Consider the following 26,873-nt stretch of genomic DNA (forward strand, 5'->3'; position numbering starts at 1 on the left):
TTTAGGCACGCCTTTTTTGCATTACGTGTTACGCGATGGCTTAACAGTCGCCTAATCGCTCGCCTTCAATCTGGGTTTGCATGTTCAATTCACCCATTGGCGACTGAGTCATGATGTCCACAGAGCCTTCAATGTGCTCGCCCATGAAGCGCATGTCGCCATCAATGTTGGCTTCACCGCCATCCGCGCGGCACACCATGCTGTAGGAAAGACCATCCGCACTGGTGTCTTGATCCAACAGCTCGCAGCCTTCCTCTTCCTGAATAAAGCCCAGATCCGCCTCATCCAAGTCTTCTTGAGTAATGCACTGCTGCTCGGTTTCAGTTTGATCCGGAATGGGCATGTCACCGCTCACCGTCGTTGTGCTAACAAACTCCCACTGGCCTGGAGTTATATTGGGTGATTCCGCCCATGCGGCGACCGGCAAGGCCAATAAGGCCGCTACGGCCATCTGTCGTAACTTCATCGCTGCTCTCCATTGCTTTATAAAACGGCTTGTAGCCTACCTCACTCCACACGGCGATGCCTGTCGATGACACGGCTGCTACACTAAAGTGCCACTGTCAAAAGGATCGCTCCATGCAAGAAGATACCTTAGTAGAGTATGACGTCTACTGCCCCTACTGCGATACCTTATTAACACTATTGATTGATGCCTCCCAGGGCAGCCATGTCACTTGGGAAGATTGTCACCAGTGCTGCGCGCCCATCCAGCTAGACATTGAGGTATCGCTTATCACTGGCGAGCTGGACAGTGTCCGCGTCGGCAGCGACGACGATGTTCTCTAATCAACAGGCCCTAATCCGCTGTGGCTTTAAGTAATTGCTTGCGTTTGGCTTCGTTACGCCGCATGACATACCACGCGACGAGTGTCGCCAGCGATACGGTCAGAATAATCAGCGTCGCCAAGGCGTTAATCTTGGGCGACACGCCCATGCGCACCGACGAGAACACCACCATCGGCAGCGTATTGGCCCCCGGCCCCGAGACAAAGCTGGCAATCACCAAGTCGTCTAACGACAGCGTAAACGCCAATAGCCAGCCCGCCGCCAGCGCTGGGGAGATGATCGGCAAGGTAACCCAGAAAAAGGTTTTCATGGGCGGCGAGCCTAGATCCATGGCGGCCTCCTCGATAGACAGGTCAATCTCGCGCAAGCGGGACGCCACCACTACCGCCACGTAAGCACTGCAGAACGTCGTATGGGCAATCCATATCGTCATCATGCCACGGTCCGCCGGCCATCCAGTGATTTGCGCCATTTGCACAAACAACAACAATAGTGACAACCCGGTAATCACCTCAGGCATCACCAGGGGCGCGGTTACCATCGTGGACAGCGCCGTCTTGCCGCGAAATCGCCCATAGCGGGTCATCACGAACGCCGCGATGGTGCCCAGGCACACCGCCATGCTGGCGGAGAAAAACGCGATACGCAGGCTCATCCAGATGGCCGAGAGGATCTGTTCATCGCGGAACAGCTCGCCGTACCACTGGGTGGAAAACCCCGACCATACCGTGACCAGCTTTGAGGCATTGAAGGAGTACACCACCAACACCAGCATCGGCACGTACAGAAAAAGTAGCCCCATCACCAGCATCACACTGGTAAAGCGAATACGCGGTCTGGCAAGGCTCATTCGTTAAACTCCCGGGACTGATAACGGTGGAACCAGACAATGGGGATCAACAGCAGCAACAGCATGACCATCGCCAACGCCGAGGCCACCGGCCAATCACGATTGTTGAAGAACTCCTCCCAAAGCACTTTACCGATCATCAGGGTATCCGGCCCGCCCAGCAGCTCGGGAATCACAAACTCACCGACGGCCGGAATGAACACCAGCATGGAGCCGGCAATGATCCCCCCCATGGACAGCGGCAGCGTCACCTTGATGAAGGTGTTCAGCTTACGCGACCCAAGGTCTGACGCCGCCTCGAGTAGCGCGTTGTCCAGCCGGGTCAGATGGGCGTAAAGCGGCAGCACCATAAATGGCAGATAGGCATAGACGATGCCGATGATCACCGCAAACTGGGTATTCATCATGCGCAAGGGGGCGTCGATCAGACCGAGGCCCAGCAGCAGGTTGTTCAACAGGCCGCTGTTGCCGAGAATCCCCATCCAGGCATAGATGCGGATCAGAAACGAGGTCCAGGACGGCAACATCACCAGCAGCAATAGAATCATCTGCCAGCGCGCGCTGGTGCGCGCCATGGCGTAGGCCATGGGATAGCCGATCAGCAAACACACCAGCGTGGCGATGAAAGCGGTTTTCAGCGATCCCCAGTACGCCGCCACATACAGCGAATCCGACGCCAGGAACAGGTAATTACCCAGATTGAGGGCAATATTCAGCGTTTGATCGACGTACTCGACCAGGGCGCCGTAAGGCGGCACCGCGATGGCTGCCTCCGAGAGGCTGATCTTGAGTACCAGTACAAAGGGCAGCAGAAAGAACAGCGTCAGCCATACCAACGGCAGCGCGATGACCGCGCGCCGACCCAGTTGCCAGCGCTTCAGCATGGCGGACAAGCGAGAAGGCATCATCTAAGGCGTTCTCCTCGGAACGGTAAGGCGTCCACAGTTAGCGATTCAGCACGATGGCGCTGTGATCTTCCCAGTGCACGTATACCCGGTCTTCCCAGGTAGGCCGGTCACCGCGGCGCTCGGTATTGGCCATACTGACCTTGACCAGCTGGCCACTCGGCGTGCGCACGTAGTACAGCGAGAACCCACCCAGATAGGCGATGTCCTCCACCACGCCCTCGCTCCAGTTATGCGCCGAACCGGGCTGCTCGCGGGTCAGCCAGATTTTCTCGGGGCGCAACGCGGCCCACACCCGCCGGTCAACGGCCTGGGTGGTAATGCCGTGGTCGATATAGATCGGCCGTTCGAGCAGCGGCGAGACAATTTTGCAGTGGTCGGCGGCGTCTTCGACGATTTCGCCTTCAAATAGATTCACCGTGCCGACGAATTCGGCCACCATGCGGCTCACCGGGCTTTCGTAGATATCGATCGGCGAGCCCACCTGCTCGATCCAGCCGTCGGCCATGATCGCCACGCGGTCGGCCATAGTCATGGCCTCTTCCTGATCGTGGGTGACCATGATGCACGTCACGCCGACCTGCTCGATGATCTCGACCACTTCCAGCTGCATTTCAGTACGCAGCTTTTTGTCCAGCGCCCCCATGGGCTCATCGAGCAGCAGCAGCTTGGGCCGCTTGGCCAGCGAACGGGCGAGCGCCACACGCTGGCGCTGGCCGCCGGAAAGCTGGTGGGGTTTACGCTTGGCAAACCGCTCCATGTGCACCAGCTTGAGCATGTGGGCGACCCGCGCCTCGATATCGGCCTTGGGTAACTTGTCCTGCTTCAGGCCAAAGGCGATGTTCTGCGCCACGCTCAGGTGCGGGAACAGCGCATAGGACTGAAACATCATGTTGATCGGCCGCTTATGCGGCGGCATAGCGGTGATATCGTCACCGCCAAGCAAAATGCGGCCCTCACTGGGCGTTTCAAATCCGGCCAGCATGCGCAATAGCGTCGACTTGCCCGATCCAGAACCGCCCAGCAGGGCAAAAATCTCACCGCGTTTCACCTGGAGATTGACGTCATCTACCGCCAAGGCATCATCAAAGCGCTTACTCAGCCGCTTGACCTCCAGCACAATGTCGTCCGCGAACCGAGGCGTTTTGCCCTGGGCGCGCAGTGCCGCGACATTCGCGGAGGGTGTGGATGACGCGTCGTTCGATAGGGGCGTAGTTGCCATTCGCCACTCCCATCAAAAAGCCCGATAAACCGGGCAATCAAAAAGCGAACAGCGAGCCCAGGCTGGCTCGCAAGGTGCCTGGACTCGCCGTCGAATGAACGTATCTTAGCGACCGGATTTTACGCGGTTCCAGATACGGGTGCGAGCGCGCTGGATATCCTGGGGCTTTTCAACCTGAACGTAGAGGTTATCCATCACGTCGGTGTCCGGATAGATGGCGGGATCGTTGAGAATCTCGTCGGACAGATACTCATCCGCTGCGGCGTTGGGGTTGGCGTAACGCACGTATTCGGTGATATCAGCAGCGATTTCCGGGTCGAGGATAAAGTTGATGAAGGCGTGGGCGTTATCTGGATTGGGCGCGTCGGCAGGGATCGCCATCATGTCGAACCACAGCGCAGCACCTTCTTTGGGAATGCTGTAGCCAATCTCGAAATCGCGCTCGGCTTCTTCTGCCCGGGCGGCCGCCTGGAAAATATCACCCGAGTAACCGGCGGCAACGCAGATGTCGCCGTTGGCCAGGTCCGACACGTAGCGCGACGAGTGGAAGTAGGTCATGTCATCGCGAACCTCGGCGAGCAGCTCGCCTGCCGCCTCGAGGTCTTCGATGCTTTCATTGGTCGGATCCAGCCCCAGATACACCATCGCGGGCGACAGCATTTCATCGCCGGAATCCAGCATCGACAAACCACAGCCGGCTTCGCTCAACTGACCGGTGATTTCCGGGTCAAACAGTAACGCCCAGCTATCAACGGGCGCGTCGTCACCCAAAATTTCTTTGACGCGATCAACATTGTAGCCAATGCCGTTGGTTCCCCACATATAAGGCACCGAGTACTCGCTGCCTGGATCCACCTCTTCCAGGTTCTCCATCAGCTTGGGATTCAAGTGCTTCAGATTGGGGATCTTGTCGTGATCCAGCGGCTGATACACGTCGGCTTTCATTTGCCGCGTGAGGTAGTAGGTGGACGGTACGACCACATCATAGCCGGAACGGCCTGAAAGCAACGCTGCGTCGAGAATTTCGTTGCTGTCGAACACGTCATAGGTGACGTCGATGCCGGTACGCTCGGTAAATTTCTCCAAGGTATCGGGCGCGATATAGTCGGACCAGTTATAGACGCGCACTTCCTCGGCGTTAACGGTGGTTGCCGCTGCGGCAAGTGAAATGGCCGCAACGGCCCCGGAAAGTTTGTGGATGTTCCCCATTTACCTACTCCTTAATGATACTAACAATGAACCCAGGCAGGGCATCTTAACCCCTATCCTTTTGCCGCCCGAGGTTGACCGAGCGAATTTTGCGGTGCGGGGTTCGCTATCGCAAGCCAATGCGCAAAAATTATTGCCTTCACACCCGAGCAACACCACCTAAAGCCTAGCGCAACAGAGCACAATGGCGAATGGCACCTTAATGATAGCTAAACACTATCGCTGCCATACTTTTTATCAATTTTAATCACTCTATATTAGCCTTTAGTCTAGTGATCAAAGTTTTATGCTGTTATTCATCACTAACGGAGATGATCAGAATGTCTTTAATCAATACTGAAGTAAAACCGTTCAACGCAACCGCTTATTTGAACGGTGAGTTTGTTGACGTTTCCGATGCCGATTTGAAAGGTAAGTGGAGCATTTTCTTCTTCTACCCCGCGGATTTCACTTTCGTCTGCCCAACCGAGCTGGGTGATCTAGCCGATCACTACGATGAATTTAAAAAGCTGGGCGTAGAAATCTACAGCGTTTCCACCGACACCCACTTTACCCACAAGGCGTGGCACGACAGCTCAGAAACTATCAACAAGCTGCAATACCCAATGATTGCTGACCCGACGCTGAAAATCTCGCGCAACTTTGACGTCTTAGTTGAAGAAGCGGGCCTCGCTGAGCGCGGCACCTTTGTCGTCGATCCTGATGGCAAAATTCAAATCGTCGAAATTAACGCCGGCAACATTGGGCGCAATGCTGAAGAGCTGCTGCGTAAGGTAAAAGCCGCGCAATACGTTCGCGAAAACCCCAACGAAGTATGCCCGGCAAAATGGAAAGAAGGCGAAGAGACACTCGCGCCTTCCTTGGATCTGGTAGGCAAAATCTAAACGGTCTACCGCTACCAAACGGACATTATCCACCCTGTTGCCCTTTTGGCAGCGCGACACCCGGGCTTCAGCCTGGGTGTCTTATTTTAAGTGCCCGTTTCTACGTTGTGCCCAAACATTTACATGCCAACTGCGAGGAAGCGACTGTCATGCTCGACGCCAATTTAAAATCCCAGTTGAAAGCCTATCTGGAAAAAGTAACTCAGCCGCTCGAGATCGTTGCCTCCCTCGATGACGGCGCCAAGTCACAAGAGCTTCTCGGCCTGCTAGAAGATATCAGCAGCTTAAGCGACAAGATCAGCCTGTCGACCGAAGGCCACGACCCTCGCACGCCTGCTTTCGCTATTAACCGACCCGGCGAAGACACCGGCGTAGTGTTTGCTGGCATTCCCATGGGCCATGAGTTTACCTCGCTGGTGCTGGCACTGCTCCACGTCGGCGGCCATCCACCTAAAGCCTCTGATGAACTACTCGACCAAATCAGAGCGCTTGATGGCGAGATGCTGTTTGAGACTTACTACTCGCAGTCATGCCAGAACTGCCCTGACGTGGTTCAAGCCCTCAATCTGATGGCTACCTTCAACCCCAAGATTCGTCACATCGCTATCGATGGCGCGCTATTCCAGGATGAAGTTGAGTCGCGGGAAGTTATGTCGGTGCCGGGCATTTACCTAAACGGCAAACCCTTTGACCAAGGCCGCATGACCCTTGAGCAGATTCTAGCCAAAGTCGATACCGGCGCCGTTGAGCGGGAAGCTAAAAAGCTCAACGAAAAAGCCGCCTTCGATACGCTCGTCATTGGCGGTGGCCCGGCAGGCGCTTCTGCGGCTATTTATGCTGCCCGTAAAGGGATCAACACCGGTGTCGCCGCTGAACGCTTCGGCGGTCAAGTGGTGGACACCCTGGGCATTGAAAACTTTATCTCGGTTTCGTATACCGAAGGCCCCAAGCTGGTCAGCGCACTAGAAGAGCACGTTAAAGATTACGAAGTCGACGTGATGAACCTGCAGCGCGCGACCTCGCTAAAAGCTGCCGAAGCGGAAGGCGGCTTGCACGAAGTGACGCTTGAATCCGGCGCCACGCTAAAAAGTAAAACCCTGGTACTGGCCACCGGGGCACGCTGGCGTGAGATGAACGTGCCCGGCGAGCAACAGTACCGCAACAAAGGCGTTGCCTACTGCCCTCACTGCGACGGCCCGCTATTCAAGGGCAAGCATGTAGCGGTGATTGGCGGCGGCAACTCCGGCGTTGAAGCAGCCATTGATCTCGCGGGTATTGTCGGGCACGTCACGCTTATCGAATTCATGGGCGAGATGCGCGCCGACGCGGTGTTGCAGAAAAAGCTCAAGAGCTTGCCCAATGTGGATATTATCCTCAACGCCCAGACGACCGAAGTCACTGGCGACGGCAGCCGTGTCAACGGTCTGACCTACAAGGATCGCACCAGCGATGAAACTAAAACTCTCGCGCTGGAAGGTATTTTTGTCCAGATTGGATTGGTGCCCAACACCGAGTGGCTGAAGGGATCCCAGATTGAGATGACGCCACGCGGTGAGATCATTGTCGATGGCCATGGTATGACCTCTGTGCCCGGCGTATTCGCTGCGGGCGATGTGACCACCGTGCCCTACAAACAGATTGTGATTGCCATGGGCGAAGGCGCAAAAGCGTCACTCGGCGCCTTTGACTACCTGATCCGTCATTAACTCGCCCTGCCGACCGTTGACGACGTAAACCTCAAGCCCGCTGCTCAGCGGGCTTTTGCTTGGGAAATACGGCGGTTCTTCCTTGGCTAGGCAGCACGCTACCGTTGACGCTCGCGCCCGCATGACATGCAAAGCTGTTGGTTGAAATTGTCCCTTGCACCTTGGCGCCCGACATCAACGTTAAGCGCTGGCTGGCGTTGATATCGCCTTCTAAATGGCCATCGATAAAGATATGAGCGCTCTCTAAGCTGGCATTGACGACGCTGCTTGAAGCAAGCTGAATAAACTGATTTCTCGCAATGACCGCGCCAACCACACGCCCCTTGATCGACACGCCCTCATTGGCGATGATCTTGCCTTGGATTTGCGTGGCAACGCCTAGATAACTGCCATCCCGTTGGCTCTTAAACGCCGAACTGGCATCAGGGTCAAGACGGTTATGCGTATCATCAGGCGCAAAAGCCGCATTAGACGCTAATTCATCATCATTCACGGCATTGAGAGGCATCGGTGTATCAGCACTCGCCACCTGATTTTTTTTCTTTTTGCGTTTACCGTCAAATATAATCATCGTCATTGCCGCAACGCCAATAACGATAAGCCATGTTTCAATCACCATGAGATGCAACGACCCCCTGCCTTTAAATACTCAATATCCGTTATAGCCTGCAAGCCGATAGGCTAGCGTCAAGAATACGCGCCGAGTAACCATGCATCTTTACGCTTTGATCTAGCGGTACGCAGCGTAAATTAAACTCGAATGAATTACCCGATGACGTTAGTCTCAATGTCGTCGGCACCACCCTGCCTCCAAACCAACAGGAACGGCCCATGTTCAGTAAAACTAAGTCCCCTGAAACTAAGTCCCCTGACACAAAGCAAAACACGGCCTACAACAACACGGAAGCGCCACCTATCGAGCCTACTAAAAGCTTGCCTAGCGTTTCGCGCCAAAGCACATCGGTGATTGGTAGCAACACTCAGGTGCATGGCGATATCAACAGCGACGAAGATCTCACCATCGAAGGTCAGGTCACCGGCATCGTCACCTGTAAGCAACATACTGTCACACTCGGGAGCGATAGTCGTCTACACGGAGATGCTTACGCGCATACCCTGCGCGTGTCAGGAAAAGTCGAAGGGAATTTGGTCGCACTGCATAAAGCTATCGTCCATGAGGGCGCGGATGTCACCGGCACCATCACCACGCCCTGCCTAGTGCTAGAAGACGGCAGCATTTTCCAAGGCAGTATTGATATGAATCCCAATAACGAAATCTTCACCAGCGTTTTCACATCGCAGCAGCCAAAAAACACGACCGCTAAGACATCACGTGACCATAAGCGCTCAGACGCTAAAGAAGACGCAGTCCACGCTGACCAAGCTGAAAGCAACTCAACCGATGCATCCTAATGGAAGCAAATCCGGTTAGTGAGCGCATACCGGGCAGGCCGGGTCGCGGGGCACTTGAAAATGGCGCCAACGTCCGCTCAATCCCTCAAAGGTGGAAAGCCCTTGATGAGAAGTGCCCGCGCCACTCAGCAGTTTGAACGCTTCAATGGCCTGAAAACAGCCAATGATCCCCACCAGCGGTGCCATTACTCCGCTTTCGGCACAGCTTAGTGCGTCGTCGCCCTGGTCATCGGGTGGGTACAAGCAGGCATAACACGGCCCTTCCGGAACGCGTGGGTCAAACACCGCCAACTGGCCCGAAAAGCGAATGGCCGCCCCAGAAACAAGCGGCACCTTGGCTTTTTGTGTAGCGGCGTTGATCGCATAGCGGCTCGAGAAACGGTCGGTGCAGTCGAGCACGACATCGGCGTCGGCAACCAACTGGTCAAGCTGCTCGCCTTGGGCGTGGTAAGCCAAGGCGCTAACCCGGCACTCAGGGTTGAGCGCCTGTAGACTCGCCTGGGCGGAGTGGGCTTTATTTTGGCCGAGGCTCGTCTGCTGGTGAGCAATTTGGCGCTGAAGGTTGGAAAGCTCGACGCTGTCCGCATCGACGAGTGTAATATGCCCAACACCCGCCGCCGCTAGATACAACGCCGCTGGAGAGCCCAAACCACCCGCCCCTACAATCAACGCATTGCCTGCAATCAGCCGCTCCTGACCTTCAATATCGACCTCGGGCAGCATGATTTGTCGGCTATAGCGCAACAGCGAGTGATCATCCATCATGGGTTATTTTTCCTCGAATTCCTCAAACTCAGGTACATGTAGGCTAAAGCTTTCTTTCACTTCCTCCATGACCACATAACTTTTCGACTCTTTAACCCCTGGCAGGGTTAACACCACATCGCCGAGCAGTTGTCGATACGCCGACATTTCCGGAATACGGCATTTTAAAATGTAATCGAATTGCCCGGATACTAAATGGCATTCCTGAATTTGGGGCAGTTTTTCGACGGCGCGTCGAAACTCGTCGAATACCGCAGGCGACTGAGTTTCAAGACTGATCTCGACAAATACCAGCAAGTTAGCTTTAAGTGCCTGGGGCTCAAGAATCGCTTGATAGCCGCGAATTATGCCGGATTTTTCGAGACGTTTGACGCGCTCGAGGCAAGGCGTGGTGGAAAGCCCTACTTCAGTGGCTAAATCCACATAAGAGATGCGCGCATTTTCCTGCAAACAGCGCAGAATTTTTAAATCGATACGGTCCAGCGTTCTATTTTTTACTTTCATGGCAGGATCCATTGCTGATGAATCAGGCGGTTGACGAAAAGCATCCTAGGGTAACGCGTTCATGGCCGGCCAAGTCACGAATGCTTTCAACGCTTTGGTAGCCCGCTGCATCCATCGCTTTGCGTAACTCGTCGGCTTGACGATAACCGTGCTCAAGCAGCAACCAACCGGTCGGCGACAGATAGCGCCTCGCTGTGATGATCAGGTACAGCAGATCAGCCATACCGTTGGCATCGGCAACTAAGGCAGATATGGGCTCAAAACGCACGTCGCCCTGGGCCAGATGGGGGTCGTCCTTGGCGATATACGGCGGATTACTGACGATAATATCGAACGTTGCGGCCTCATCCGGCGACCCAAACGCACTAAACCAGTCACTTTGCTGAAACGAGGCGTTGCGCAGACCTAATCGCGCGGCATTGGCTTGGGCCAGCGTCACGGCATCAGCCAGTATATCCACGCCTATAATCTGCCAATTCGGCCGTTCACTAGCGAGCGCTAGGGCAACCGCTCCGGTTCCCGTGCCCATGTCCAGCAAGCGCCCGCCATGCAGTTGAGCTCGGCTGAGCGCCACGTCCACCAAGGTTTCGGTATCGGGCCTGGGAATCAGTGTGTTGGGTGAGGTGGCGATGGCTAAACCCCAAAATTCGCGCTCACCGGTTAAGTAGGCAATAGGGCATCCCTGGGCACGCGCCGCAACGAGTGCGTCAAAACGGGCGTGCTGCCAGGTTGAACAGACTTTATCTCCCCAGGTGTACAGCCAAGTGCGGTCGCGGCCCAACACATGGCTAAGCAGGACGTCCGCATCAAGCCGCGCGGACGGCGAGCCTGCCTGGCGTAGCCGCTCGGCGGCTTTGATAAGCAGGGTATCAAGCGTCATCAGGCGTCCTGCAACGCGGATAGCTGCTCCGCTTGATACTCTTGAACCAGCGGGTCGATCACGTCGTCAAGCTGCTCGCCACTGACCACCTCGGTAAGCTTATACAGCGTAAGATTGATGCGATGATCCGTGATCCGCCCTTGTGGAAAGTTATAGGTACGAATCCGCTCGCTGCGGTCGCCCGAGCCGACCAGGGAGCGGCGGGCATCCGCCTGGCTCTGACGCTGAGCATCCTGAGCACTCTGCTTTAGTTTGGCCGCTAGCAACGACATCGCTTTTGCGCGGTTTTTATGCTGGCTGCGCTCTTCCTGGCACTCCACCACCACCCCGGTCGGCAGATGGGTAAGACGGATCGCCGAGTCGGTGGTATTAACGTGCTGGCCGCCGGCACCGCTGGAGCGGAAGGTATCAACGCGCAAATCAGAAGGGTTGATGTCCACGTCACCGATATCGTCGACTTCGGGCATCACCGCCACTGTGCACGCCGAGGTGTGAATACGCCCCTGGGATTCGGTGGCGGGGACGCGTTGCACACGGTGCGCACCGGACTCGAATTTTAGCCGGGCATAGACGCCATCGCCTTTGACGCGGGAAATAATTTCTTTGTACCCGCCCTGCTCACCATGGCTGACATTCACTACTTCAACGCGCCAACCACGCTTTTCTGCGTAACGGGAATACATACGGAATAGATCACCGGCAAACAATGCGGCTTCATCGCCACCGGTTCCCGCGCGCACTTCCAAATACACCCCACGGCCGTCGTCCGGGTCTTTGGGCACAAGCAAACGCTTGAGCTCGACATCCAACGCTTCCAACTGCTCGCGACCGTCGTCGATCTCCATCTCCGCCAGCTCGCGTATTTCGGGATCGCTGTCTCGGCTTAGTTGCTGCGCTGCGTCGACATCGTGCTCGATATGGCGATATCGCTGCCAAGCAGCTACCAACTCGTCGAGCTCGGCATATTCGCGGGAATAGTCACGAAAGCGTTGCTGATCGTGGATCACCTCGGGGTCGGATAACAGCATCGACAACTCTTCGAACCGGTCGGCAAAACTATCCAAACGTTGGCGCAGTGTTTCTTTCATGCGGGGGTGTCATCCTTCTGACGATTAGTCGTCGATACCGGTGGTTTTTCAAAGGCGGGCTTGGCCGGCAGCAAGAGATTTGGCGCCGCTTCCAGCAGGGCGTGATCCTCTTGGGACGCTGCATCGCGCAGCGCCTGAGTGGGCTGGTGCATAAGCCGGTTAGCCAGTTGGTGAGCCAGACGCTCCACCACCTTCGTGGGGTCTTCGCCACGCGCTAGCCGTTCCAGCGCTTGGTCTCGCGCCGTGTCGCGCAGCTCTTCCCCATGGCGGCGATAGCCGCGTATAAGTTCGCCGCCGAGGCGAATCCGTCGTTCATGCTGCCAGCCGCTAACCCCGTGCTCAATGAGCGACTCCGCCTGGTCGGCAGCCACTTGACGGTGACGGCGATTTTCTTGAATGGCTTCTTCAAGGTCATCCACCGTATATAAAAACACGTCGGCCAGCTCGCCGACTTCCGGCTCGATATCCCGCGGCACGGCGATATCGACCATAAACATCGGGCGATGACGGCGTTTTTTCAAGGCACGCTCGACCATCCCCTTGCCTAAAATCGGCAAGGGTGCGGCCGTCGACGAAATGACGATATCCGCCTGCTCCAGCGCTGCGGGTATTTCCGGCAAGGTAATCGCCGAGCCGCCCAATGCCGTCGAAATTTTCTCGGCGCGTTCACGGGTTCGGTTCGCCACTGTAAGCTTACCTACGCCTGCTTCGTGAAGGTGCCGGGCCACCAGTTCAATGGTTTCTCCCGCGCCGATCAGCAGCGCCTGCGAACGACCAAAATCGTCAAAAATCCGGCTTGCCATGCTGACCGCCGCGTAGGCCACCGACACCGGGTTTTTACCGATACCGGTTTCCGTGCGTACCTGTTTGGCAACGGCAAAGGTATGCTGGAACAACCGTTCAAGTTCGCTGCCCAGCCCCTGGGCTTCACGGGCCTGCTGATAGGCGTCTTTCAACTGACCAAGAATTTGCGGCTCACCCAACACCATGGAATCCAGCCCCACGGCCACGCGCATGAGATGCCGCACCGCTTCGTTGTCCAGGTAGTGGTAGGCACAGCGGGTCAACTCATCAACCTCTAGCTGATGAAAGCGGCCTAGCCAATCAAGTACAACTTGCTCTCCCGCCGCATTAGTTACGCAGTAAAGCTCGGTGCGATTACACGTCGACAGCACCGCCGCTTCGCTGATTTGTGGCAGCGCACGCAATTCTGCCAGCGCGTGATCCAGCTGCGCCGGGGTAAAAGCGACTTGTTCACGCACGGCTACGCCAGCGGTGCGATGGTTAATTCCCAGGGCAAGGAGCGTCATCGGGTATGCGTCTTCGCTAGTGTGTCGGTCTTCACGTCAATTTGAGCTTGCTCGGGCAAGTCTAAGCAGCGATGGTGAGGGCTAATCGCCACTCAATAAAGAGCATTATCTTATCACAGCACAAGATGATCTGGCGCCCACCACTTTGCCGCAGGCGGGCAAGCCGCTATGCTGAGCACTCGGCCACTGAATTGAGACCCGCATGCCACCACGTTTGCTGCTATTTTCCCTGGCCGCCATCATGCTATTAGCGAGCGGCTGCCAGCTGTCGCCCAATGCCCAAGATGAGCGGCTGCCATATACCGCTGACCCGATGCGTAACGCGCCTCCCATTGACCAGGGGCTCGACGCCGCAGGTTTGAGCACACTACTTCAAGCGGAGTTCGCCGGCCAGCGCGGCGACTTTGAACGCGCCAGCCGAGGCTACCTCGAAGCTGCTCGGCGCTATGGCGCGGAGGCATTAGCCGAACGCGCCACGTTTGCTGCACGTTTTAGCGATAACGACGGTTTGATCGAAGAAGCGGCGCAAAGCTGGCAAGCCCTCAACCCTCAGGCCGACTCCCCAAACCGGCTACTGGCTGCCCTTTCGCTCGAGCAAGGCAATTGGCTGGAAAGCTTAGAACGGCGTCTTGCGCTGACGTCGGCCAACCAGGATGGTGAATTAACCGCGTTTGCCGAAACGGCAATCGCCGAGCAAGCCCCGCTTGATGCGTTACTCAACCGGCTCGTCGAACATTTAAACCAAGCGTCTCCACAAGACACAGCGCAACAAGCCGATGCCCTGCTGGCCGCCGCTCTATGGGAGGCCACGCTGGGTCGGACCGAGCGAGCCAGAGGCTATCTTGACCAAGCCTCAGGGCTGACCCAGCGCCCAACGCTGCTACTGGTAGAGGGCCAACTGGCGATTGAAACCGGTAATCCCGGGAGAGCTCGCCAAGTGGCACAACTCGGCCTGCAAGATAACCCCGACGATGTGCGCTTTTTATTACTGCTGGCCCAAGCCGAGATTCGACTCGAGAACCTCGCGGCCGCCGAACAACAAACCGATGCGCTACTCGACCGGCATTCAGGCAGCCATGCGTTACGCGTGGCCCTGGCACAGCTTTATCTAGACGAAGGCTATGCCGCTCCCGCACAGCGGCTTCTTCAACCTCTGATCGGCCAAGAAGACGTGCCTAATCTGGCCTACTATCTATTAGGCGTGATTGCCCAATCTGAAGGCGACACCGATAACGCACTGCTTTATTACCGTCAGGTCGATGGCGGCAATGAGTTTATGCCTGCCCGCGCGACGGCGGCCCAAATGCTGATTGAGGACGACCGGTTAATCGACGCTCGCGCCTTTCTACGCGTCGAGCGCATGCGCTATGAAGACTATTTTAGTGAGCTGGTCAAACTCGAAGTCCAGCTACTTGATGAGCTGGGCCGCACCGCTGACGCGAGTGCGTTACTCGACCGCGAGCTGAACCGCACGCCAGACGACACCGACCTCCTTTATCATCGCGCCATGCGCGCCTGGGAAATGGGCGATGTCGAGCAAATGGAACAAGACCTGCGTCACGTGCTGAGCATTGAACCCGATAACGCGGTGGCGCTTAATGCGCTAGGTTATACGCTAGCCGACTTGGATCTACCCGGCCGACTTAACGAGGCACGCGAGTTAATCGAACGCGCTCACGCGCTTGACCCCGACAACCCGGCAGTTCTCGATAGCCTGGGTTGGGTCAATTACCGCCTAGGCGACCCTCAGCAAGCGCTACCCTGGCTCGAACAAGCCTATGCCCGCATGCCCGACCAAGAAATTGCCGCCCACCTCGCCGAAGTGCTGCATGTCCTTGAGCGCAGCGATGAGGCACGTCAGATTATCGACGACGTACAGCAGCGCAGTGATAATCACCCCACAATTGATGCATTAATACAGCGCCACCCCGAACTCGACCCGGCAAATCGCCTCTAAGGCGAGCTTAACGTCTTCTTTTAACGTGATAGCCGCTGACCGATTAACTGACAAGGAGCCCGACATGCCCACCTTTACCACGCCCCACGTGCTGCGCGGCCTTTCAAAACTAATGGCCTGCGCGGCGGTGGTTTTCTTGGCCGGGTGCGCGACCCAAGCGCCGCAAGACGAAAGCGGACGGCAGTCCGGCGACTGGGACGCCCAAAAAGCTGAGGTTGAAGCCTTCGACACCTGGACATTGGTCGGCAAAGCCGGGTTACGCACTCCCGAAGAAAACACCAGCGCCAATCTCGACTGGAACCAACACCCGTATTATTTCCGCATGCTGATTAGCGGGCCCTTCGGCGGTGGACGTAACGTGCTAGAAGGACGCGAAGGACGGTTCTCACTCTCCAACAGCGATGGCCGTTATGAAGCAGAGTCCCCGGAAGCGCTGATGAAAGAGCAACTTGGCTGGGCGCTCCCCGTCAGTGCCATGCCCGACTGGGTACGCGGCCTGCCCGGCGACCAGGGTAGCTATCAGTTGGAAACCGACGCGCTTGGCTTCCCCAGCCACCTATCCCAAGACGGCTGGGAAATCGACTACCGCGACTGGGAAGAATTTGCAGGCCTATGGCTACCGCGGCGCCTGGTTATGAACTACGACGATATACGCATCACCCTGGTGGTCAATGAATGGCGCCAAACGGACGGCGAGTAGGCCAAACACTCATGTCGACGTTAACGCTTCCCGCCCCCGCGAAGCTGAACAGGCTTTTACACATTACCGGCCGTCGTCCAGACGGCTACCACACGCTGCAAACGCTGTTTCAGATCATTGACCTCTGCGATCAGTTGACGCTAACCGCCCGCGACGACGGGGTTATTCAACTGGTGAATCGCATTTCGGGTGTTGCCGACGACGATAACCTGATTGTGCGCGCGGCCAAGCTATTGCAGCAGGCAAGCGGCACTCGTCAAGGCGTCACGTTGGCCCTGGAAAAGAAGCTACCCATGGGCGGCGGACTGGGGGGCGGCAGCTCAGATGCGGCCACCACGCTCGTCGGGCTCAACACGCTTTGGCAACTCGCCTTTTCGCTTGACGAGCTCGCCACGCTGGGGCTCCAGCTAGGCGCGGATGTGCCGGTGTTCGTACACGGCCATAGTGCCTGGGCAGAAGGGGTTGGCGAGCAGCTCACCTCAGCGACGCTCGACACCCCCTGGTTTGTGATTATTCACCCGGGCGTTAGCGTCTCAACCCCTGCCGTATTCCAAGACCCGCAATTGACACGCGACAGCCGCCCCATTACTATGGCGCGCGCACTGCAGGGGGGAGCGTCGGAGTGGCGCAACGACTGTGAAACGGTGGTCAAGCAGCGCTATCCCGCCATTGCGGAAGCCCTTGATTGGCTATCACAGCACGCACCGAGTCGGCTAACCGGCACAGGTGCTTGCGTGTTTGCTGCATTTAATAATGCACAAACAGCACACACGGTTGCCAAAGCAGCGGCCCCATACGGGTCAGCTTGGGTAGCACGTGGGCTCAACACCTCTCCTCTACATGATGCTTTGGGCTGCTGAGTGCGCCCGGTCGTTGCATTAGGTCGTTATTGGGGTATAGCCAAGTGGTAAGGCACCGGTTTTTGGTATCGGCATTCCCAGGTTCGAGTCCTGGTACCCCAGCCAACCTAGCGATGACCAGCGTTTTCCTCCCTAAACCCCAACACTGCAAAGGTGGCTGCGCGTGTCAAAATTGATGGTTTTTGCCGGGAACGCCAATCCGGAACTCGCTCAAAAAATTGCCGAGAGCTTAGACAGCCGAATGGGTAATGCCACGGTGGGTCAATTCAGCGACGGTGAAATCGCGGTAGAGATCAATGAGAACGTGCGCGGTAAGGATGTCTTCATTCTGCAATCCACCTGTGCGCCAACCAATGATAACTTGATGGAGCTGATCCTGATGGTCGACGCCCTGCGGCGCGCCTCAGCCACTCGCATCACCGCTGTACTGCCTTACTTCGGCTATGCCCGACAAGACCGCCGCGTGCGTTCGGCCCGGGTTCCCATTTCCGCCAAAGTAGTGGCCGACATGATGGTCAAAGGTGGCGTCGACCGGGTAATGACCATGGACTTGCACGCCGACCAAATTCAAGGGTTCTTCGACGTACCGGTCGACAACGTATACGGATCACCGATCCTCCTCGACGACATTGAGCGTCAGAACTACAGTGATCTAGTTGTTGTCTCCCCCGACGTAGGTGGCGTTGTCCGCGCCAGAGCCATTGCCAAACAGCTAAACGCCGATTTGGCCATCATTGATAAGCGCCGCCCCCAGGCCAACCAAGCCCAGGTCATGCACATCATCGGCGAGATTGAAGGCCGTACCTGCGTGGTGGTCGACGACATGATCGACACCGCCGGGACGCTGTGCAAAGCCGGCGAAGCGCTAAAAGATCACGGTGCTAAACGCGTCGTCGCATACGCTACGCACCCGATATTGTCCGGCCCAGCCGTTGACAATATCACCAACTCGGTACTCGACGAAGTGGTGGTGACCGACACCATCCCGCTGTCCGACTCAGCGCGGCGCAGCGGTAAAATTCGTCAGTTGAGTGTTGCTGGCCTGATCGCGGAAGCTATTCGCCGGGTCAGCAATGAAGAATCCGTCAGCGCGATGTTCCACTAATCGCCTGATGTCACAGCCCGTAGCGGGCTCCTGGAAACGTCGTGTCGTCTGGTCGCGGACGCCGACGTTTTCTTACTTAACCAAGAGGCAATTCCATGTCTGATTTTAGTTTAAAAGCCAGTGTTCGTAACGACCTGGGGAAAGGTGCGAGCCGCCGCCTGCGTCGTGCGAACGAGCAAGTACCGGCCGTGGTTTACGGCGGTGACAAAGACGCGCAGTCTATCGCCGTAGAAAAAACCGCTTTCTACAAAGCGATTGAAGATGAGTCTTTCTTCTCCTCGGTCATCACGCTAGTGATTGAAGGCAAAGAACAGCAAGTGGTTGTACGTGACCTTCAGCGTCACCCGTTCAAGCCGTTGCTGACCCACGCTGACTTCCTGCGGGTTGATGCCACTCACGAAATCACCATGAACGTGCCGCTGCACGTCCTCGGCGAAGAATCGTGTGTCGCCATCAAAGACCATGACGGCGAACTGCACGTCCTCGCTAACGAAGTAGCGATCAGCTGCTTGCCGAAAGACCTTCCTGACTACCTGGAAGTTGACATCAGCGAGCTTGAGCTGGGCACAACGTTGCACCTGTCTGACCTTACTCTGCCGGCGGGCGTGACATCTGTCGATCTCTCCCACGGTGAAGACCACGACAATGCCATCCTCAGTATCACCAAGATGAAAGTTCGTGCTACTGAAGAAGATGACGAAGATGAAAGCGAAGGCGAAGCCGACGGCGACAGTGAAGGTAAAGACGACACCAGCGCCGAGTAAGCAGCTTACCTGGGCCATGTCAGCATGGCCCTCGTGATGCTGGTATGATGTTAAGATCAAGCGCTTCGGCGCTTGATTTTTTTTTGCTGCCGCCGCTCGAGCGACGTCAAAAATGTCACCTGGAAATTTTGTATGAGGTGGGAATATGAGCCAGGTAACGGCCATTATTGGGTTAGGCAACCCCGGGACGGAGTATGCCGCCACACGCCACAATGCCGGTTTTTGGCTGGTCGATGCTATCGCACGTAGCACACACAGCGAACTGCGCCCGGAAAAGAAATTTCTTGGCCACTACGCAAAGGTACGCCTCGGCGACCATGAGCTACATCTACTCAACCCCGCCACCTTTATGAACCGTAGCGGGGCTGCCGTCGCCGCACTCAGCCAGTTTTTCAAACTGACGCCGGACAATTTACTGGTCGCCCACGACGAACTCGACCTACCGCCCGGGCAAGCGCGCTATAAGACCGGTGGCGGCCACGGCGGCCACAATGGCCTGCGCGATATCGTTAGCGCACTGGGTAACCAAAACCAGTTTCATCGGCTGCGCATAGGCGTGGGTCATCCAGGCGATTCACGCCAAGTGACGAATTACGTGTTGGGTCGCGCCGGCAAAGCCGAACAAGCCGCCATTGAACGCGCCATCGACGAATGCCTGGCCACCTTGCCCACGGCGCTCTCTGGTGACTGGGCCAAAGCCATGAACCAGCTACACAGCCTTAAGCCTGACTAGCCCTTGCAAAACGGGGCAATTTAGTCGGTAGCTGACGGCTAATGCATCTCGTAGAATGGCGACTAAATTTACCCCCTACCACTTTATTCTCAGGATCATTTTATGGGTTTTAACTGCGGCATCGTCGGTCTGCCCAACGTCGGCAAGTCCACTCTATTTAATGCGCTTACCAAGTCAGGCATCGACGCGGAAAATTTCCCCTTCTGCACCATCGAGCCCAACGTGGGGATCGTGCCCATGCCCGACCCGCGTCTTAACACCCTCGCCGAGATCGTCAAGCCGCAAAAAGTGTTGCCGACCACTATGGAGTTTGTCGACATCGCAGGCCTCGTCGCCGGCGCCTCAAAAGGCGAAGGGCTGGGCAATAAGTTTTTGGCCAATATCCGCGAAACCCAAGCCATCGCCCATGTAGTACGCTGCTTCGATAACGACAACGTCATCCATGTAGCCAACCAAATCGACCCGCGCGCCGATATTGAAACGATCAATTTAGAGCTCGCGCTGGCCGATTTAGACACCGTCGAAAAAGCCAGCCAACGGCTAGTGCGCGTCGTCAAAGGCGGCGATAAAGACGCTATCGCCACGAAAGCCGTGCTGGATAAAATTCAGCCGCACCTAGCCGAAGGTCAGCCGCTGCGCAGCCTGGGATTGAGTGAAGACGAGCAACGCCAAGTGAAAAGTTTTGGCTTTTTGACGCTCAAACCCACCATGTACATTGCCAACGTCAACGAAGACGGCTTCTACAACAATCCTTACCTGGATATCGTCCACGAGATCGCCGCCGAAGAAGGCGCCATCGTGGTGCCGGTATGCAATCAGATCGAAGCCGAAATCGCCGAGCTGGATGACGAAGAGCGCGAGATGTTCCTAAGCGAGATGGGCATGGATGAGCCCGGCCTGGATCGTGTTATTCGCGCTGGCTACTCTCTCCTCGGCTTGCAAACCTACTTCACAGCAGGCGTGAAGGAAGTACGCGCCTGGACAGTGAAAGAGGGCGCTACAGCACCGGAAGCCGCCGGCGCGATTCACACCGACTTTCAAAAAGGCTTTATCCGTGCCGAAGTAGTTGCCTATGACGACTTTGTGTCCTTGGGCGGTGAGCAGGGCGCTAAAGATGCCGGTAAGTGGCGCCTGGAAGGCAAAGAGTACATTGTCAAAGATGGCGATGTCGTCCACTTCCGCTTTAATGTGTAACCAGTAGGGCGCCCCTCCATAGGGCAGTAATGGGCCTTTGCAACCAGGCCCTGCTCCCCCTTTAGGCATGCTAGAACCGTTTAAAGCATCGCCTTCCTGGCACCGCAAAAGCTTGCTAGAGTTAGCCAATGCCTTTCTTTAGCCTCCCCCGTGGTCGGGATATTCGCCGTATATCCCGATCCCGCCCCCTGACCGCCACCTTGCTGCTACCGCTGCTCATGCTCTTGGGCTGCGAACAAAGCGAGTCTCCGGTCACGCAGCTTGAACCGCCCGAACCGGGCGGGACACTCAAGGTGGCCACCCGTAACAGCGCCACCACCTACTACCTTGACCGTGACGAGACACCGGCAGGACCGGAGCACGACCTGGTCGAGTCGTTCGCCGACGCCCACGACCTGCAGGTCGAATGGACGCTGTTCGAGTCTACCTCTGCGGTACTTCAAGCGCTGAAAGACGGCGATTTTCAACTGGCCGCCGCCGGTCTGACCCACCTACCCTCGCGCGACGAACACTTCCAACGAGGCCCCACTCACACAGATATCGTCGAGCAGCTCGTCTGCCACCGTGACATGCGCCCCATGCCTCGCCAGGTTGAGGAAATGGCCGGGGTCGATATTCGCGTCACGGCGGATTCCAGCTACGCCGTAAAGCTTCAGAGCTTGGTCAACCAGCACACCGGCATCGCCTTCGAGGAAGATCCTCGCACCACCGAGATGCTGCTGACCGAAGTGGCCGAAAAGCGCATCGACTGCACCCTGGCCGATTCCAATATCGTTCGGGTAGTGCGGCGCCACTTCCCACACTTGGAAGTGGCCATGAACCTCACCAGCGGTGATCGGCTGGGCTGGTATCTGCCTCCAGACCAACAAGCGCTCGCTGAGATGGCCGATGAATGGATGGAAAGCACCGAGGGGCAAGATAGCATTGCCGAGGTAAAGCAGCACTACTATGCCTACATTGGTGAGTTCGACTTCGTCGACCTGCGCGCGCTTAACCGACGCATCGACGAACGCCTGCCTAACTTCCTCGACATATTCCTAAAGGCCGAGGAAGAAACCGGTATGCCCGCTGACCTGCTCGCTGCCCTGGCTTATCAAGAGTCGCATTGGGATCCCCAGGCCGTTTCCCCCACTGGCGTGCGCGGCATCATGATGCTAACCCAGAATACCGCTGAATCCCTGGGCGTCGATAACCGCCTGAATCCCGCAGCGGCTATCGACGGCGGCGCTCGCTATCTCGCCGACCGCCATGAGCGCCTGCCCGGCACCCTCCCCGAACCAGATCGCACCTACCTGGCCCTGGCAAGCTATAACATTGGTCGTGGTCATGTGCTAGACGCTCGAAAACTGGCCCGCGAATTGGGCAAAGATCCGAATTCCTGGGAAGACATGAAAGAGGTGCTGCCGCTCAAGGCTGACAAACGCTATTACCCGCAGACCCGTTATGGCTACGCGCGGGGTTACGAGCCGGTGCACTATGTGCAACGCATCCGCAACTACCAGGACATAATCAGCGCTGCGATGGTGCGGTTGCCACTTGAGGATGGCTGACAGCCTATGTGCTTGCACAACAAACGCTTGACGGGCGGCGCGTCGCTGAGTAATATTCGCCCCCGTTGAAAGGCTACGTAGCTCAGTTGGTTAGAGCACATCACTCATAATGATGGGGTCCCCTGTTCAAATCAGGGCGTAGCCACCAACCGAATGCCAAAAGCCCGCTGACCCTGTCAGCGGGCTTTTTTGTGGGCAATCGACGAAAATCAGCTTAGCCTTGCGCGGTTTAAGAATCCTACCAGCGCGCAGGCAAGATGCTCGACGTCATGGGTGCCCGCCGTTTCACGCACCGAGTGCATTGCCCATTGGGGCAGCCCCACATCGATGGTTGGCACGCCGACTTCGGTGGCGGTAATCGGGCCGATGGTGCTGCCGCAGCCCATGTCAGAGCGGGTCACAAACGACTGAACAGGTACACCCGCCTCACGACAAATATCGCGGAACAGCCCACCTGTCACGCTATTGGTCGCGTAACGTTGACTGGCGTTAATCTTAATTACCGGCCCTGCGTTAAGCGCCGGCCCGTGTTGCTCGTCGTGTTTATCACGAAAGTTAGGATGCAGGCCATGGGCGTTATCGCACGAGATCATCAGCGATGACTGAATTAACTGAATCAGCGACTCCTCGCTCGCCCCGCCTACCTGGGCATTCAAGCGTTTCAGTACATCGCCCAGGAAAGGCCCCTGGGCGCCGCAGGCGCTGGCGCTGCCAACCTCTTCGTGGTCGTTGGCGACCAGCAGCGCGCCCTGCTGACCATCGCACGCCAGTAAGGCTTCCAAACCTACAAAACATGACAGCAAGTTATCCAGCCGCGCGCTGGCTAATAATTCTTGGTTAACGCCCACCAACGAAGGCGGCTGAACGTCATAAAAGCCCAACTCAAAATCCACTACATCGACCGCCCGGAGGCCATGCTCTTCTTCTAGCCAGCTTGCCAGCAGGTCTTGAAGCTTCGCGGTATCGCTTTGTAGCAGCACCGGCGCCATTTCAGTTTGCGGATTAATACTGCGTCCAGCGTTCACATCGCGATCCAGGTGAATCGCCAAGCTCGGAATCATCGCCACCGGCCTATTCACGTTGAGCAGCACACTCTCCAGTTGCCCATCGCCATGGCGGATATGCACCCGCCCCGCCAAACCCAGATCGCGGTCGAACCAGGGGGCCAGCAATGCACCGCCGTAAACCTGCACCCCCAACTGTAACCAGCCGGCGGCGTGCTGGGTGGCATTGGGTTTTAAATGCAGGCCGGGGCTATCCGTATGTGCTCCGATCATCCGCAATTCGGAAAGCGGCCCTGCGGGTAATTGAAAAGCAATTAACGATGAATCGTTGCGCGTAACGTAGTAACGCTGCCCGGGCATTAACTGCCAATTCGCCGTTTCTTCCAACCGCTGAAAACCAGCGTGCTCCAAACGCTCAGCCATCGAAACCGTGGCATGCCACGGCGTAGGCGACTGGCGTAAAAAATCGCATAACCGCGTGACACGATCAGCATTTAACGTTTCGGACATGGAAATCCTCTTTACCGACATGATTGAGTCTCAGCAAAGCAGGCGACCTGCTACAATGCTCCCTCGGCCTTCGCAACTCATAAGTCAGATGCGGGTCTAGAGCATGAGTGTACACAAATCCGGGAGAGCTTGACTGATGAGCTTGTTTGCAACGCTTTCGCGCTCGGTCGCCTTAGCGGTCACGCTGGTGATTACCAGCCCAACCGTGCTAGCGCAACTTGAGCCGACCGAAGAACAGCGCCAAGCGGCGGTAGAAATTGCCGACTCGCTCCGCTATGGCCACTACGCAGAGGTCAGCTTTGACCAAGCGTGGTCAGAAGAGGCCTTTGAACGCTACTTAGATATTCTCGATGGTCAGCGAGCTTATCTGTTGAGCAGCGATATTGCCCCCTATCGTCACCTGGAAACCGACCTGGCCGACACCGTTTTTGAAGGTGGCCTAAACGAAGCCTTTGCGCTTTATGACCGGCTTAGCGAGCGCCACACCGCTCGGCTTGAATGGTTACTTGAGCGACTCGATGACGACACCACCTTTGAATTCGATGGCAACGAACGCCTTGAGCTTGAGCGTGAGGATGCCGCCTGGGCCGATAACCAAAGCGAGCTGGATGCGCTGTGGGAAAAACGCCTCAAAAACGACGCCCTAACCCTGGCACTGAGCGACCAGGACAACGAGCAAATCGTTAAGAATCTGCGCCAGCGCTATGAAGGGCAGCTATCACGCCTACGCCAGACAGAGTCCGAAGACGTGTTTGGGCTGATCATGGCCGCAATCACCGGCACGATTGACCCGCACACCAGCTACCTTTCGCCTCGCCAAGGCGAGTCCTTCGACATTCAAATGAGCCTGTCGCTGGAAGGCATCGGCGCACTGCTTCAATCAGACGGTGAATACGTCAAAGTATCGAGCCTGGTGGCAGGCGGCCCTGCTGAGCGAGCCGGGGTGTTAGAGCCGGCCGACCGGATTATCGCCGTCGGCCAGGAAGACGGCGACATGGTCAATGTGATCGGCATGCGCTTGGACAACGTCGTTGACCTGATTCGCGGCCCGAAAGGCTCGGTGGTGCGGCTGGACGTGGTTCCCGCCCAAGCAGTGGATATGACCCGCTCACAAATCGTCGAAATTACCCGCGACACAGTTGATTTAGAAGACCAGGCCGCCCAAAGCGAAGTGATTGACGTCGAGCGCGACGGCACCACCCATCGCTTAGGCGTGATTGAAATCCCTACCTTTTACGTCGACTTCGACGCTTGGCAAGCCGGAGACGAGGACTACCGCAGCACGACCCGCGATGTTGCCAAAGAAATTAAGCACTTAAAAAGCCAAAACGTCGAAGGCATTGTGCTCGACCTGCGCAACAACGGCGGTGGCGCGCTTCAGGAAGCCAACTCGCTGATTGGCTTGTTTATTGACCGCGGCCCCACCGTGCAAGTGCGCGACGCCGAAGGACGCATCAATCTATACGGCGATAGTGAGGCCGGTACGCTTTACGACGGCCCGCTGGGCGTCCTGGTTAACCGGCTGTCGGCCTCGGCATCAGAGATCTTGGCAGGCGCCATTCAGGATTACGGGCGCGGCCTGGTGATGGGCAGCTCCACCTTTGGCAAGGGAACGGTTCAGACGCTGAGCGACTTGAGCCATGGCGAAATCAAGCTCACTCGCGCCAAGTTCTACCGTATTTCCGGTGAAAGCACTCAGAACCGCGGTGTCGAGCCCGATATTGACTTCCCCACCCTGCTCGACCCGGAACGCATTGGCGAAAGCAGCCTGGACAATGCTCTGAAATGGGACACGGTGCAGGACGTACAATACCGTCGTTATGGAGAACCCGAGCGCTACCTTGACGCGCTATTGGCGACCCACGACGCACGCGCGGAAGACAACCCCAATTTCCGCTACCTAGAGCGGCAGTCGTCGCTGTCGCAGAAACTTCGCGAGCAGAACACAAGCGTTAGCCTAAACCGCGAACAGCGCGAGCGTGAAACCCAGGCGCAAGAAGCCGAATTGTTGTCACTGGAAAACCAGCGGCGGCGCGCGCTAGGCCTTGAAGAGCTCGACGAGTGGACTGACGCCCGCGAGCAAGACCCGCTTAACGACAATGGCAACGACAGCGGCAGCGCCGATAACGATGAAGACGAGGAAATGCCGGTGGATCGCGCCCATGTACTCGAAGCCGTCGAAATCTTGCTCGACTACGCTCAGCTGCAATCCGCCCAGCGCTTCGTCAACCGCTAATCACGGCTGACCTGTCTCTAGACGAATGGTAAACAACAGCGCCGGTGCCTTGGGTATCGGCGCTGTTATTTTATCCCACTAACACAGGGCAGCTCGGCGCGTTGGGCGGTCTCCCATCGCCGCTAAACGCTGGGTCAGGCTGGCCAACCGCGCGGCACAGCCTTCTGGTGCAGCCTCAATAATACGCTGTGCCCACGGCGGCAGCTGCGGTGATAACCGATAGTACACCCACTGCCCGTCTCGCTGATCCACTAGCAGCCCGCACTGGCGCAGCTGAGCAAGATGGCGCGATATCTTCGGTTGAGACTCTTCTAGGGCATAGGTCATTTCGCACACGCACAGCGACTGCTCTTGGGCAATTAACAGCACCAACATCAGGCGTGTCTCATCGCTTAAGCACTTAAAGACCTGTAGCGCATTCAGTGTGGTTGCTTTCCCCACGACGATTTCCCCAACCAATAAATGAATCAACACAGTTTACGCCACTCACGCCACTGAAATAAGCGTCTGGCAGACATAAGAAATCCCCCAGGCCACCATCGGGCAGCGGGCGCTAAGCATCACAGAGCGGGATCAAACGAAATAAGCGAGTCAGTCAGCTGCTATTAATAGCCGCCAGACATCGTATTCAGGTAGGTAATAACGAGGTAAGTAATCACGAACTGGCTCCCCGAGCAGGACTCGAACCTGCGACCCAATGATTAACAGTCATTTGCTCTACCAACTGAGCTATCG

At 56.8% G+C, this 26,873-nt stretch carries 26 protein-coding genes and 2 tRNA genes; 15 read left to right on the forward strand and 13 right to left on the reverse strand.

The features are described 5' to 3' along the window. Positions 1–40: 40 nt before the first annotated feature. Positions 41–466: a DUF3617 domain-containing protein gene (locus BLR97_RS13845; protein ID WP_089707118.1), complete on the reverse strand. Its 426-nt coding sequence runs from the start codon at positions 464–466 to the stop codon at positions 41–43. Positions 467–579: 113 nt separating this feature from the next. Here BLR97_RS13845 and BLR97_RS13850 point away from each other — a divergent pair, with 113 nt between their 5' ends. Then, entirely contained in the window at positions 580–789 is a 210-nt protein-coding gene (locus BLR97_RS13850; protein WP_089707119.1) for a zinc ribbon domain-containing protein, read from the forward strand. A 10-nt stretch (positions 790–799) separates the two neighbouring features. Here BLR97_RS13850 and BLR97_RS13855 read toward each other — a convergent pair whose 3' ends face one another. The 4 genes from BLR97_RS13855 to BLR97_RS13870 form a co-directional block, all read right to left on the reverse strand. Further along, the gene (locus tag BLR97_RS13855; RefSeq protein ID WP_089707120.1) at positions 800–1,639 is read right to left on the reverse strand and encodes an ABC transporter permease subunit; all 840 of its coding nucleotides are present in this window, start codon (positions 1,637–1,639) and stop codon (positions 800–802) included. Then, positions 1,636–2,547: an ABC transporter permease subunit gene (locus BLR97_RS13860; protein WP_089707121.1), complete on the reverse strand. Its 912-nt coding sequence runs from the start codon at positions 2,545–2,547 to the stop codon at positions 1,636–1,638. The genes BLR97_RS13855 and BLR97_RS13860 overlap by 4 nt, the downstream gene beginning before the upstream one ends. Before the next feature lie 37 nt (positions 2,548–2,584). Beyond that, positions 2,585–3,766: an ABC transporter ATP-binding protein gene (locus BLR97_RS13865; protein ID WP_089707122.1), complete on the reverse strand. Its 1,182-nt coding sequence runs from the start codon at positions 3,764–3,766 to the stop codon at positions 2,585–2,587. Between the two features lie 105 nt (positions 3,767–3,871). Beyond that, positions 3,872–4,975 carry a polyamine ABC transporter substrate-binding protein gene (locus tag BLR97_RS13870; RefSeq protein WP_089707123.1) on the reverse strand — a complete coding sequence of 368 codons (1,104 nt, stop codon included), beginning with the start codon at positions 4,973–4,975 and terminating at the stop codon, positions 3,872–3,874. A gap of 320 nt (positions 4,976–5,295) precedes the next feature. On the opposite strand from BLR97_RS13870, the gene ahpC reads away from it, so the two are divergent. Further along, positions 5,296–5,859: an alkyl hydroperoxide reductase subunit C gene (gene ahpC / locus BLR97_RS13875; RefSeq protein ID WP_089707124.1), complete on the forward strand. Its 564-nt coding sequence runs from the start codon at positions 5,296–5,298 to the stop codon at positions 5,857–5,859. 149 nt (positions 5,860–6,008) lie between these two features. Continuing rightward, a complete protein-coding gene (gene ahpF, locus BLR97_RS13880; protein ID WP_089707125.1) occupies positions 6,009–7,565 on the forward strand; it encodes an alkyl hydroperoxide reductase subunit F in 1,557 nt (518 codons plus the stop codon). Positions 7,566–7,596: 31 nt separating this feature from the next. Here the strand turns inward: ahpF and BLR97_RS13885 are convergent, their stop codons facing one another. Further along, a complete protein-coding gene (locus tag BLR97_RS13885; RefSeq protein WP_170833034.1) occupies positions 7,597–8,142 on the reverse strand; it encodes a bactofilin family protein in 546 nt (181 codons plus the stop codon). Positions 8,143–8,396: 254 nt separating this feature from the next. Here BLR97_RS13885 and BLR97_RS13890 point away from each other — a divergent pair, with 254 nt between their 5' ends. Further along, complete coding sequence (locus tag BLR97_RS13890; RefSeq protein WP_089707127.1) at positions 8,397–8,978, forward strand: bactofilin family protein; 582 nt, start codon at positions 8,397–8,399, stop codon at positions 8,976–8,978. 15 nt (positions 8,979–8,993) lie between these two features. Here BLR97_RS13890 and BLR97_RS13895 read toward each other — a convergent pair whose 3' ends face one another. From BLR97_RS13895 to hemA, 5 genes are read right to left on the reverse strand one after another with little or no spacing between them, the layout of a single operon-like run. Next, on the reverse strand, positions 8,994–9,743 hold the full coding sequence (locus BLR97_RS13895; RefSeq protein ID WP_089707128.1) for a HesA/MoeB/ThiF family protein: 750 nt from the start codon (positions 9,741–9,743) through the stop codon (positions 8,994–8,996). A 3-nt stretch (positions 9,744–9,746) separates the two neighbouring features. Continuing rightward, a complete protein-coding gene (locus tag BLR97_RS13900; protein ID WP_089707129.1) occupies positions 9,747–10,247 on the reverse strand; it encodes a winged helix-turn-helix transcriptional regulator in 501 nt (166 codons plus the stop codon). Between the two features lie 22 nt (positions 10,248–10,269). After that, positions 10,270–11,127, reverse strand: coding sequence for a peptide chain release factor N(5)-glutamine methyltransferase (gene prmC / locus BLR97_RS13905; RefSeq protein WP_089707130.1), 858 nt, complete (start codon positions 11,125–11,127; stop codon positions 10,270–10,272). Further along, the gene (prfA, locus tag BLR97_RS13910; protein WP_089707131.1) at positions 11,127–12,215 is read right to left on the reverse strand and encodes a peptide chain release factor 1; all 1,089 of its coding nucleotides are present in this window, start codon (positions 12,213–12,215) and stop codon (positions 11,127–11,129) included. The genes prmC and prfA overlap by 1 nt, the downstream gene beginning before the upstream one ends. Then, positions 12,212–13,525: a glutamyl-tRNA reductase gene (hemA, locus tag BLR97_RS13915; RefSeq protein WP_089707132.1), complete on the reverse strand. Its 1,314-nt coding sequence runs from the start codon at positions 13,523–13,525 to the stop codon at positions 12,212–12,214. The genes prfA and hemA overlap by 4 nt, the downstream gene beginning before the upstream one ends. A 202-nt stretch (positions 13,526–13,727) precedes the next feature. Between hemA and BLR97_RS13920 the strand changes: the two genes are divergently transcribed. The 10 genes from BLR97_RS13920 to BLR97_RS13965 all read left to right on the forward strand — a co-directional run bounded on the left by BLR97_RS13920 (position 13,728) and on the right by BLR97_RS13965 (position 22,536). Further along, complete coding sequence (locus tag BLR97_RS13920) at positions 13,728–15,482, forward strand: tetratricopeptide repeat protein (RefSeq protein WP_244511314.1); 1,755 nt, start codon at positions 13,728–13,730, stop codon at positions 15,480–15,482. Positions 15,483–15,546: 64 nt separating this feature from the next. Beyond that, a complete protein-coding gene (lolB, locus tag BLR97_RS13925) occupies positions 15,547–16,182 on the forward strand; it encodes a lipoprotein insertase outer membrane protein LolB (protein WP_089707133.1) in 636 nt (211 codons plus the stop codon). A gap of 11 nt (positions 16,183–16,193) precedes the next feature. Next, entirely contained in the window at positions 16,194–17,042 is an 849-nt protein-coding gene (gene ispE / locus BLR97_RS13930) for a 4-(cytidine 5'-diphospho)-2-C-methyl-D-erythritol kinase (RefSeq protein ID WP_089707134.1), read from the forward strand. Between the two features lie 30 nt (positions 17,043–17,072). Further along, positions 17,073–17,147 (forward strand) — tRNA-Gln (locus BLR97_RS13935). Positions 17,148–17,205: 58 nt separating this feature from the next. Next, positions 17,206–18,147 carry a ribose-phosphate pyrophosphokinase gene (locus BLR97_RS13940; RefSeq protein WP_170833035.1) on the forward strand — a complete coding sequence of 314 codons (942 nt, stop codon included), beginning with the start codon at positions 17,206–17,208 and terminating at the stop codon, positions 18,145–18,147. A 95-nt stretch (positions 18,148–18,242) separates the two neighbouring features. Next, positions 18,243–18,911, forward strand: coding sequence for a 50S ribosomal protein L25/general stress protein Ctc (locus BLR97_RS13945; RefSeq protein ID WP_089707135.1), 669 nt, complete (start codon positions 18,243–18,245; stop codon positions 18,909–18,911). A gap of 145 nt (positions 18,912–19,056) precedes the next feature. Then, positions 19,057–19,644 carry an aminoacyl-tRNA hydrolase gene (pth, locus tag BLR97_RS13950; protein ID WP_089707136.1) on the forward strand — a complete coding sequence of 196 codons (588 nt, stop codon included), beginning with the start codon at positions 19,057–19,059 and terminating at the stop codon, positions 19,642–19,644. A 102-nt stretch (positions 19,645–19,746) separates the two neighbouring features. After that, positions 19,747–20,838, forward strand: a complete 1,092-nt coding sequence (gene ychF / locus BLR97_RS13955) for a redox-regulated ATPase YchF (protein ID WP_089707137.1) — start codon at positions 19,747–19,749, stop codon at positions 20,836–20,838. Positions 20,839–20,966: 128 nt separating this feature from the next. Beyond that, positions 20,967–22,388 (forward strand): membrane-bound lytic murein transglycosylase MltF, encoded by a 1,422-nt coding sequence (gene mltF, locus BLR97_RS13960; RefSeq protein WP_089707138.1) that lies wholly within the window; start codon positions 20,967–20,969, stop codon positions 22,386–22,388. 71 nt (positions 22,389–22,459) lie between these two features. Beyond that, positions 22,460–22,536: transfer RNA gene (locus tag BLR97_RS13965), tRNA-Met, on the forward strand. Between the two features lie 61 nt (positions 22,537–22,597). Here BLR97_RS13965 and BLR97_RS13970 read toward each other — a convergent pair. Further along, the gene (locus BLR97_RS13970; RefSeq protein WP_089707139.1) at positions 22,598–23,902 is read right to left on the reverse strand and encodes a M18 family aminopeptidase; all 1,305 of its coding nucleotides are present in this window, start codon (positions 23,900–23,902) and stop codon (positions 22,598–22,600) included. Between the two features lie 136 nt (positions 23,903–24,038). Here BLR97_RS13970 and BLR97_RS13975 point away from each other — a divergent pair, with 136 nt between their 5' ends. After that, complete coding sequence (locus BLR97_RS13975; protein WP_089707140.1) at positions 24,039–26,138, forward strand: carboxy terminal-processing peptidase; 2,100 nt, start codon at positions 24,039–24,041, stop codon at positions 26,136–26,138. Between the two features lie 78 nt (positions 26,139–26,216). Here BLR97_RS13975 and BLR97_RS13980 read toward each other — a convergent pair whose 3' ends face one another. Further along, positions 26,217–26,579: a metalloregulator ArsR/SmtB family transcription factor gene (locus tag BLR97_RS13980; protein ID WP_089707184.1), complete on the reverse strand. Its 363-nt coding sequence runs from the start codon at positions 26,577–26,579 to the stop codon at positions 26,217–26,219. Positions 26,580–26,873: the final 294 nt, after the last annotated feature.

It is taken from the genome of Vreelandella arcis (genome assembly GCF_900103865.1).
GTDB classification, from domain to species: Bacteria; Pseudomonadota; Gammaproteobacteria; order Pseudomonadales; family Halomonadaceae; genus Vreelandella; species Vreelandella arcis.

Bases quoted from the DNA above. Each gene is read 5' to 3' on its own strand.
- BLR97_RS13845 (WP_089707118.1), bottom strand. From the start codon at position 466: ATGAAGTTACGACAGATGGCCGTAGCGGCCTTATTGGCCTTGCCGGTC.
- BLR97_RS13850 (WP_089707119.1), top strand. From the start codon at position 580: ATGCAAGAAGATACCTTAGTAGAGTATGACGTCTACTGCCCCTACTGC.
- BLR97_RS13855 (WP_089707120.1), bottom strand. From the start codon at position 1,639: ATGAGCCTTGCCAGACCGCGTATTCGCTTTACCAGTGTGATGCTGGTG.
- BLR97_RS13860 (WP_089707121.1), bottom strand. From the start codon at position 2,547: ATGATGCCTTCTCGCTTGTCCGCCATGCTGAAGCGCTGGCAACTGGGT.
- BLR97_RS13865 (WP_089707122.1), bottom strand. From the start codon at position 3,766: ATGGCAACTACGCCCCTATCGAACGACGCGTCATCCACACCCTCCGCG.
- BLR97_RS13870 (WP_089707123.1), bottom strand. From the start codon at position 4,975: ATGGGGAACATCCACAAACTTTCCGGGGCCGTTGCGGCCATTTCACTT.
- ahpC (WP_089707124.1), top strand. From the start codon at position 5,296: ATGTCTTTAATCAATACTGAAGTAAAACCGTTCAACGCAACCGCTTAT.
- ahpF (WP_089707125.1), top strand. From the start codon at position 6,009: ATGCTCGACGCCAATTTAAAATCCCAGTTGAAAGCCTATCTGGAAAAA.
- BLR97_RS13885 (WP_170833034.1), bottom strand. From the start codon at position 8,142: ATGACGATGATTATATTTGACGGTAAACGCAAAAAGAAAAAAAATCAG.
- BLR97_RS13890 (WP_089707127.1), top strand. From the start codon at position 8,397: ATGTTCAGTAAAACTAAGTCCCCTGAAACTAAGTCCCCTGACACAAAG.
- BLR97_RS13895 (WP_089707128.1), bottom strand. From the start codon at position 9,743: ATGATGGATGATCACTCGCTGTTGCGCTATAGCCGACAAATCATGCTG.
- BLR97_RS13900 (WP_089707129.1), bottom strand. From the start codon at position 10,247: ATGAAAGTAAAAAATAGAACGCTGGACCGTATCGATTTAAAAATTCTG.
- prmC (WP_089707130.1), bottom strand. From the start codon at position 11,127: ATGACGCTTGATACCCTGCTTATCAAAGCCGCCGAGCGGCTACGCCAG.
- prfA (WP_089707131.1), bottom strand. From the start codon at position 12,215: ATGAAAGAAACACTGCGCCAACGTTTGGATAGTTTTGCCGACCGGTTC.
- hemA (WP_089707132.1), bottom strand. From the start codon at position 13,525: ATGACGCTCCTTGCCCTGGGAATTAACCATCGCACCGCTGGCGTAGCC.
- BLR97_RS13920 (WP_244511314.1), top strand. From the start codon at position 13,728: ATGCCACCACGTTTGCTGCTATTTTCCCTGGCCGCCATCATGCTATTA.
- lolB (WP_089707133.1), top strand. From the start codon at position 15,547: ATGCCCACCTTTACCACGCCCCACGTGCTGCGCGGCCTTTCAAAACTA.
- ispE (WP_089707134.1), top strand. From the start codon at position 16,194: ATGTCGACGTTAACGCTTCCCGCCCCCGCGAAGCTGAACAGGCTTTTA.
- BLR97_RS13945 (WP_089707135.1), top strand. From the start codon at position 18,243: ATGTCTGATTTTAGTTTAAAAGCCAGTGTTCGTAACGACCTGGGGAAA.
- pth (WP_089707136.1), top strand. From the start codon at position 19,057: ATGAGCCAGGTAACGGCCATTATTGGGTTAGGCAACCCCGGGACGGAG.
- ychF (WP_089707137.1), top strand. From the start codon at position 19,747: ATGGGTTTTAACTGCGGCATCGTCGGTCTGCCCAACGTCGGCAAGTCC.
- mltF (WP_089707138.1), top strand. From the start codon at position 20,967: ATGCCTTTCTTTAGCCTCCCCCGTGGTCGGGATATTCGCCGTATATCC.
- BLR97_RS13970 (WP_089707139.1), bottom strand. From the start codon at position 23,902: ATGTCCGAAACGTTAAATGCTGATCGTGTCACGCGGTTATGCGATTTT.
- BLR97_RS13975 (WP_089707140.1), top strand. From the start codon at position 24,039: ATGAGCTTGTTTGCAACGCTTTCGCGCTCGGTCGCCTTAGCGGTCACG.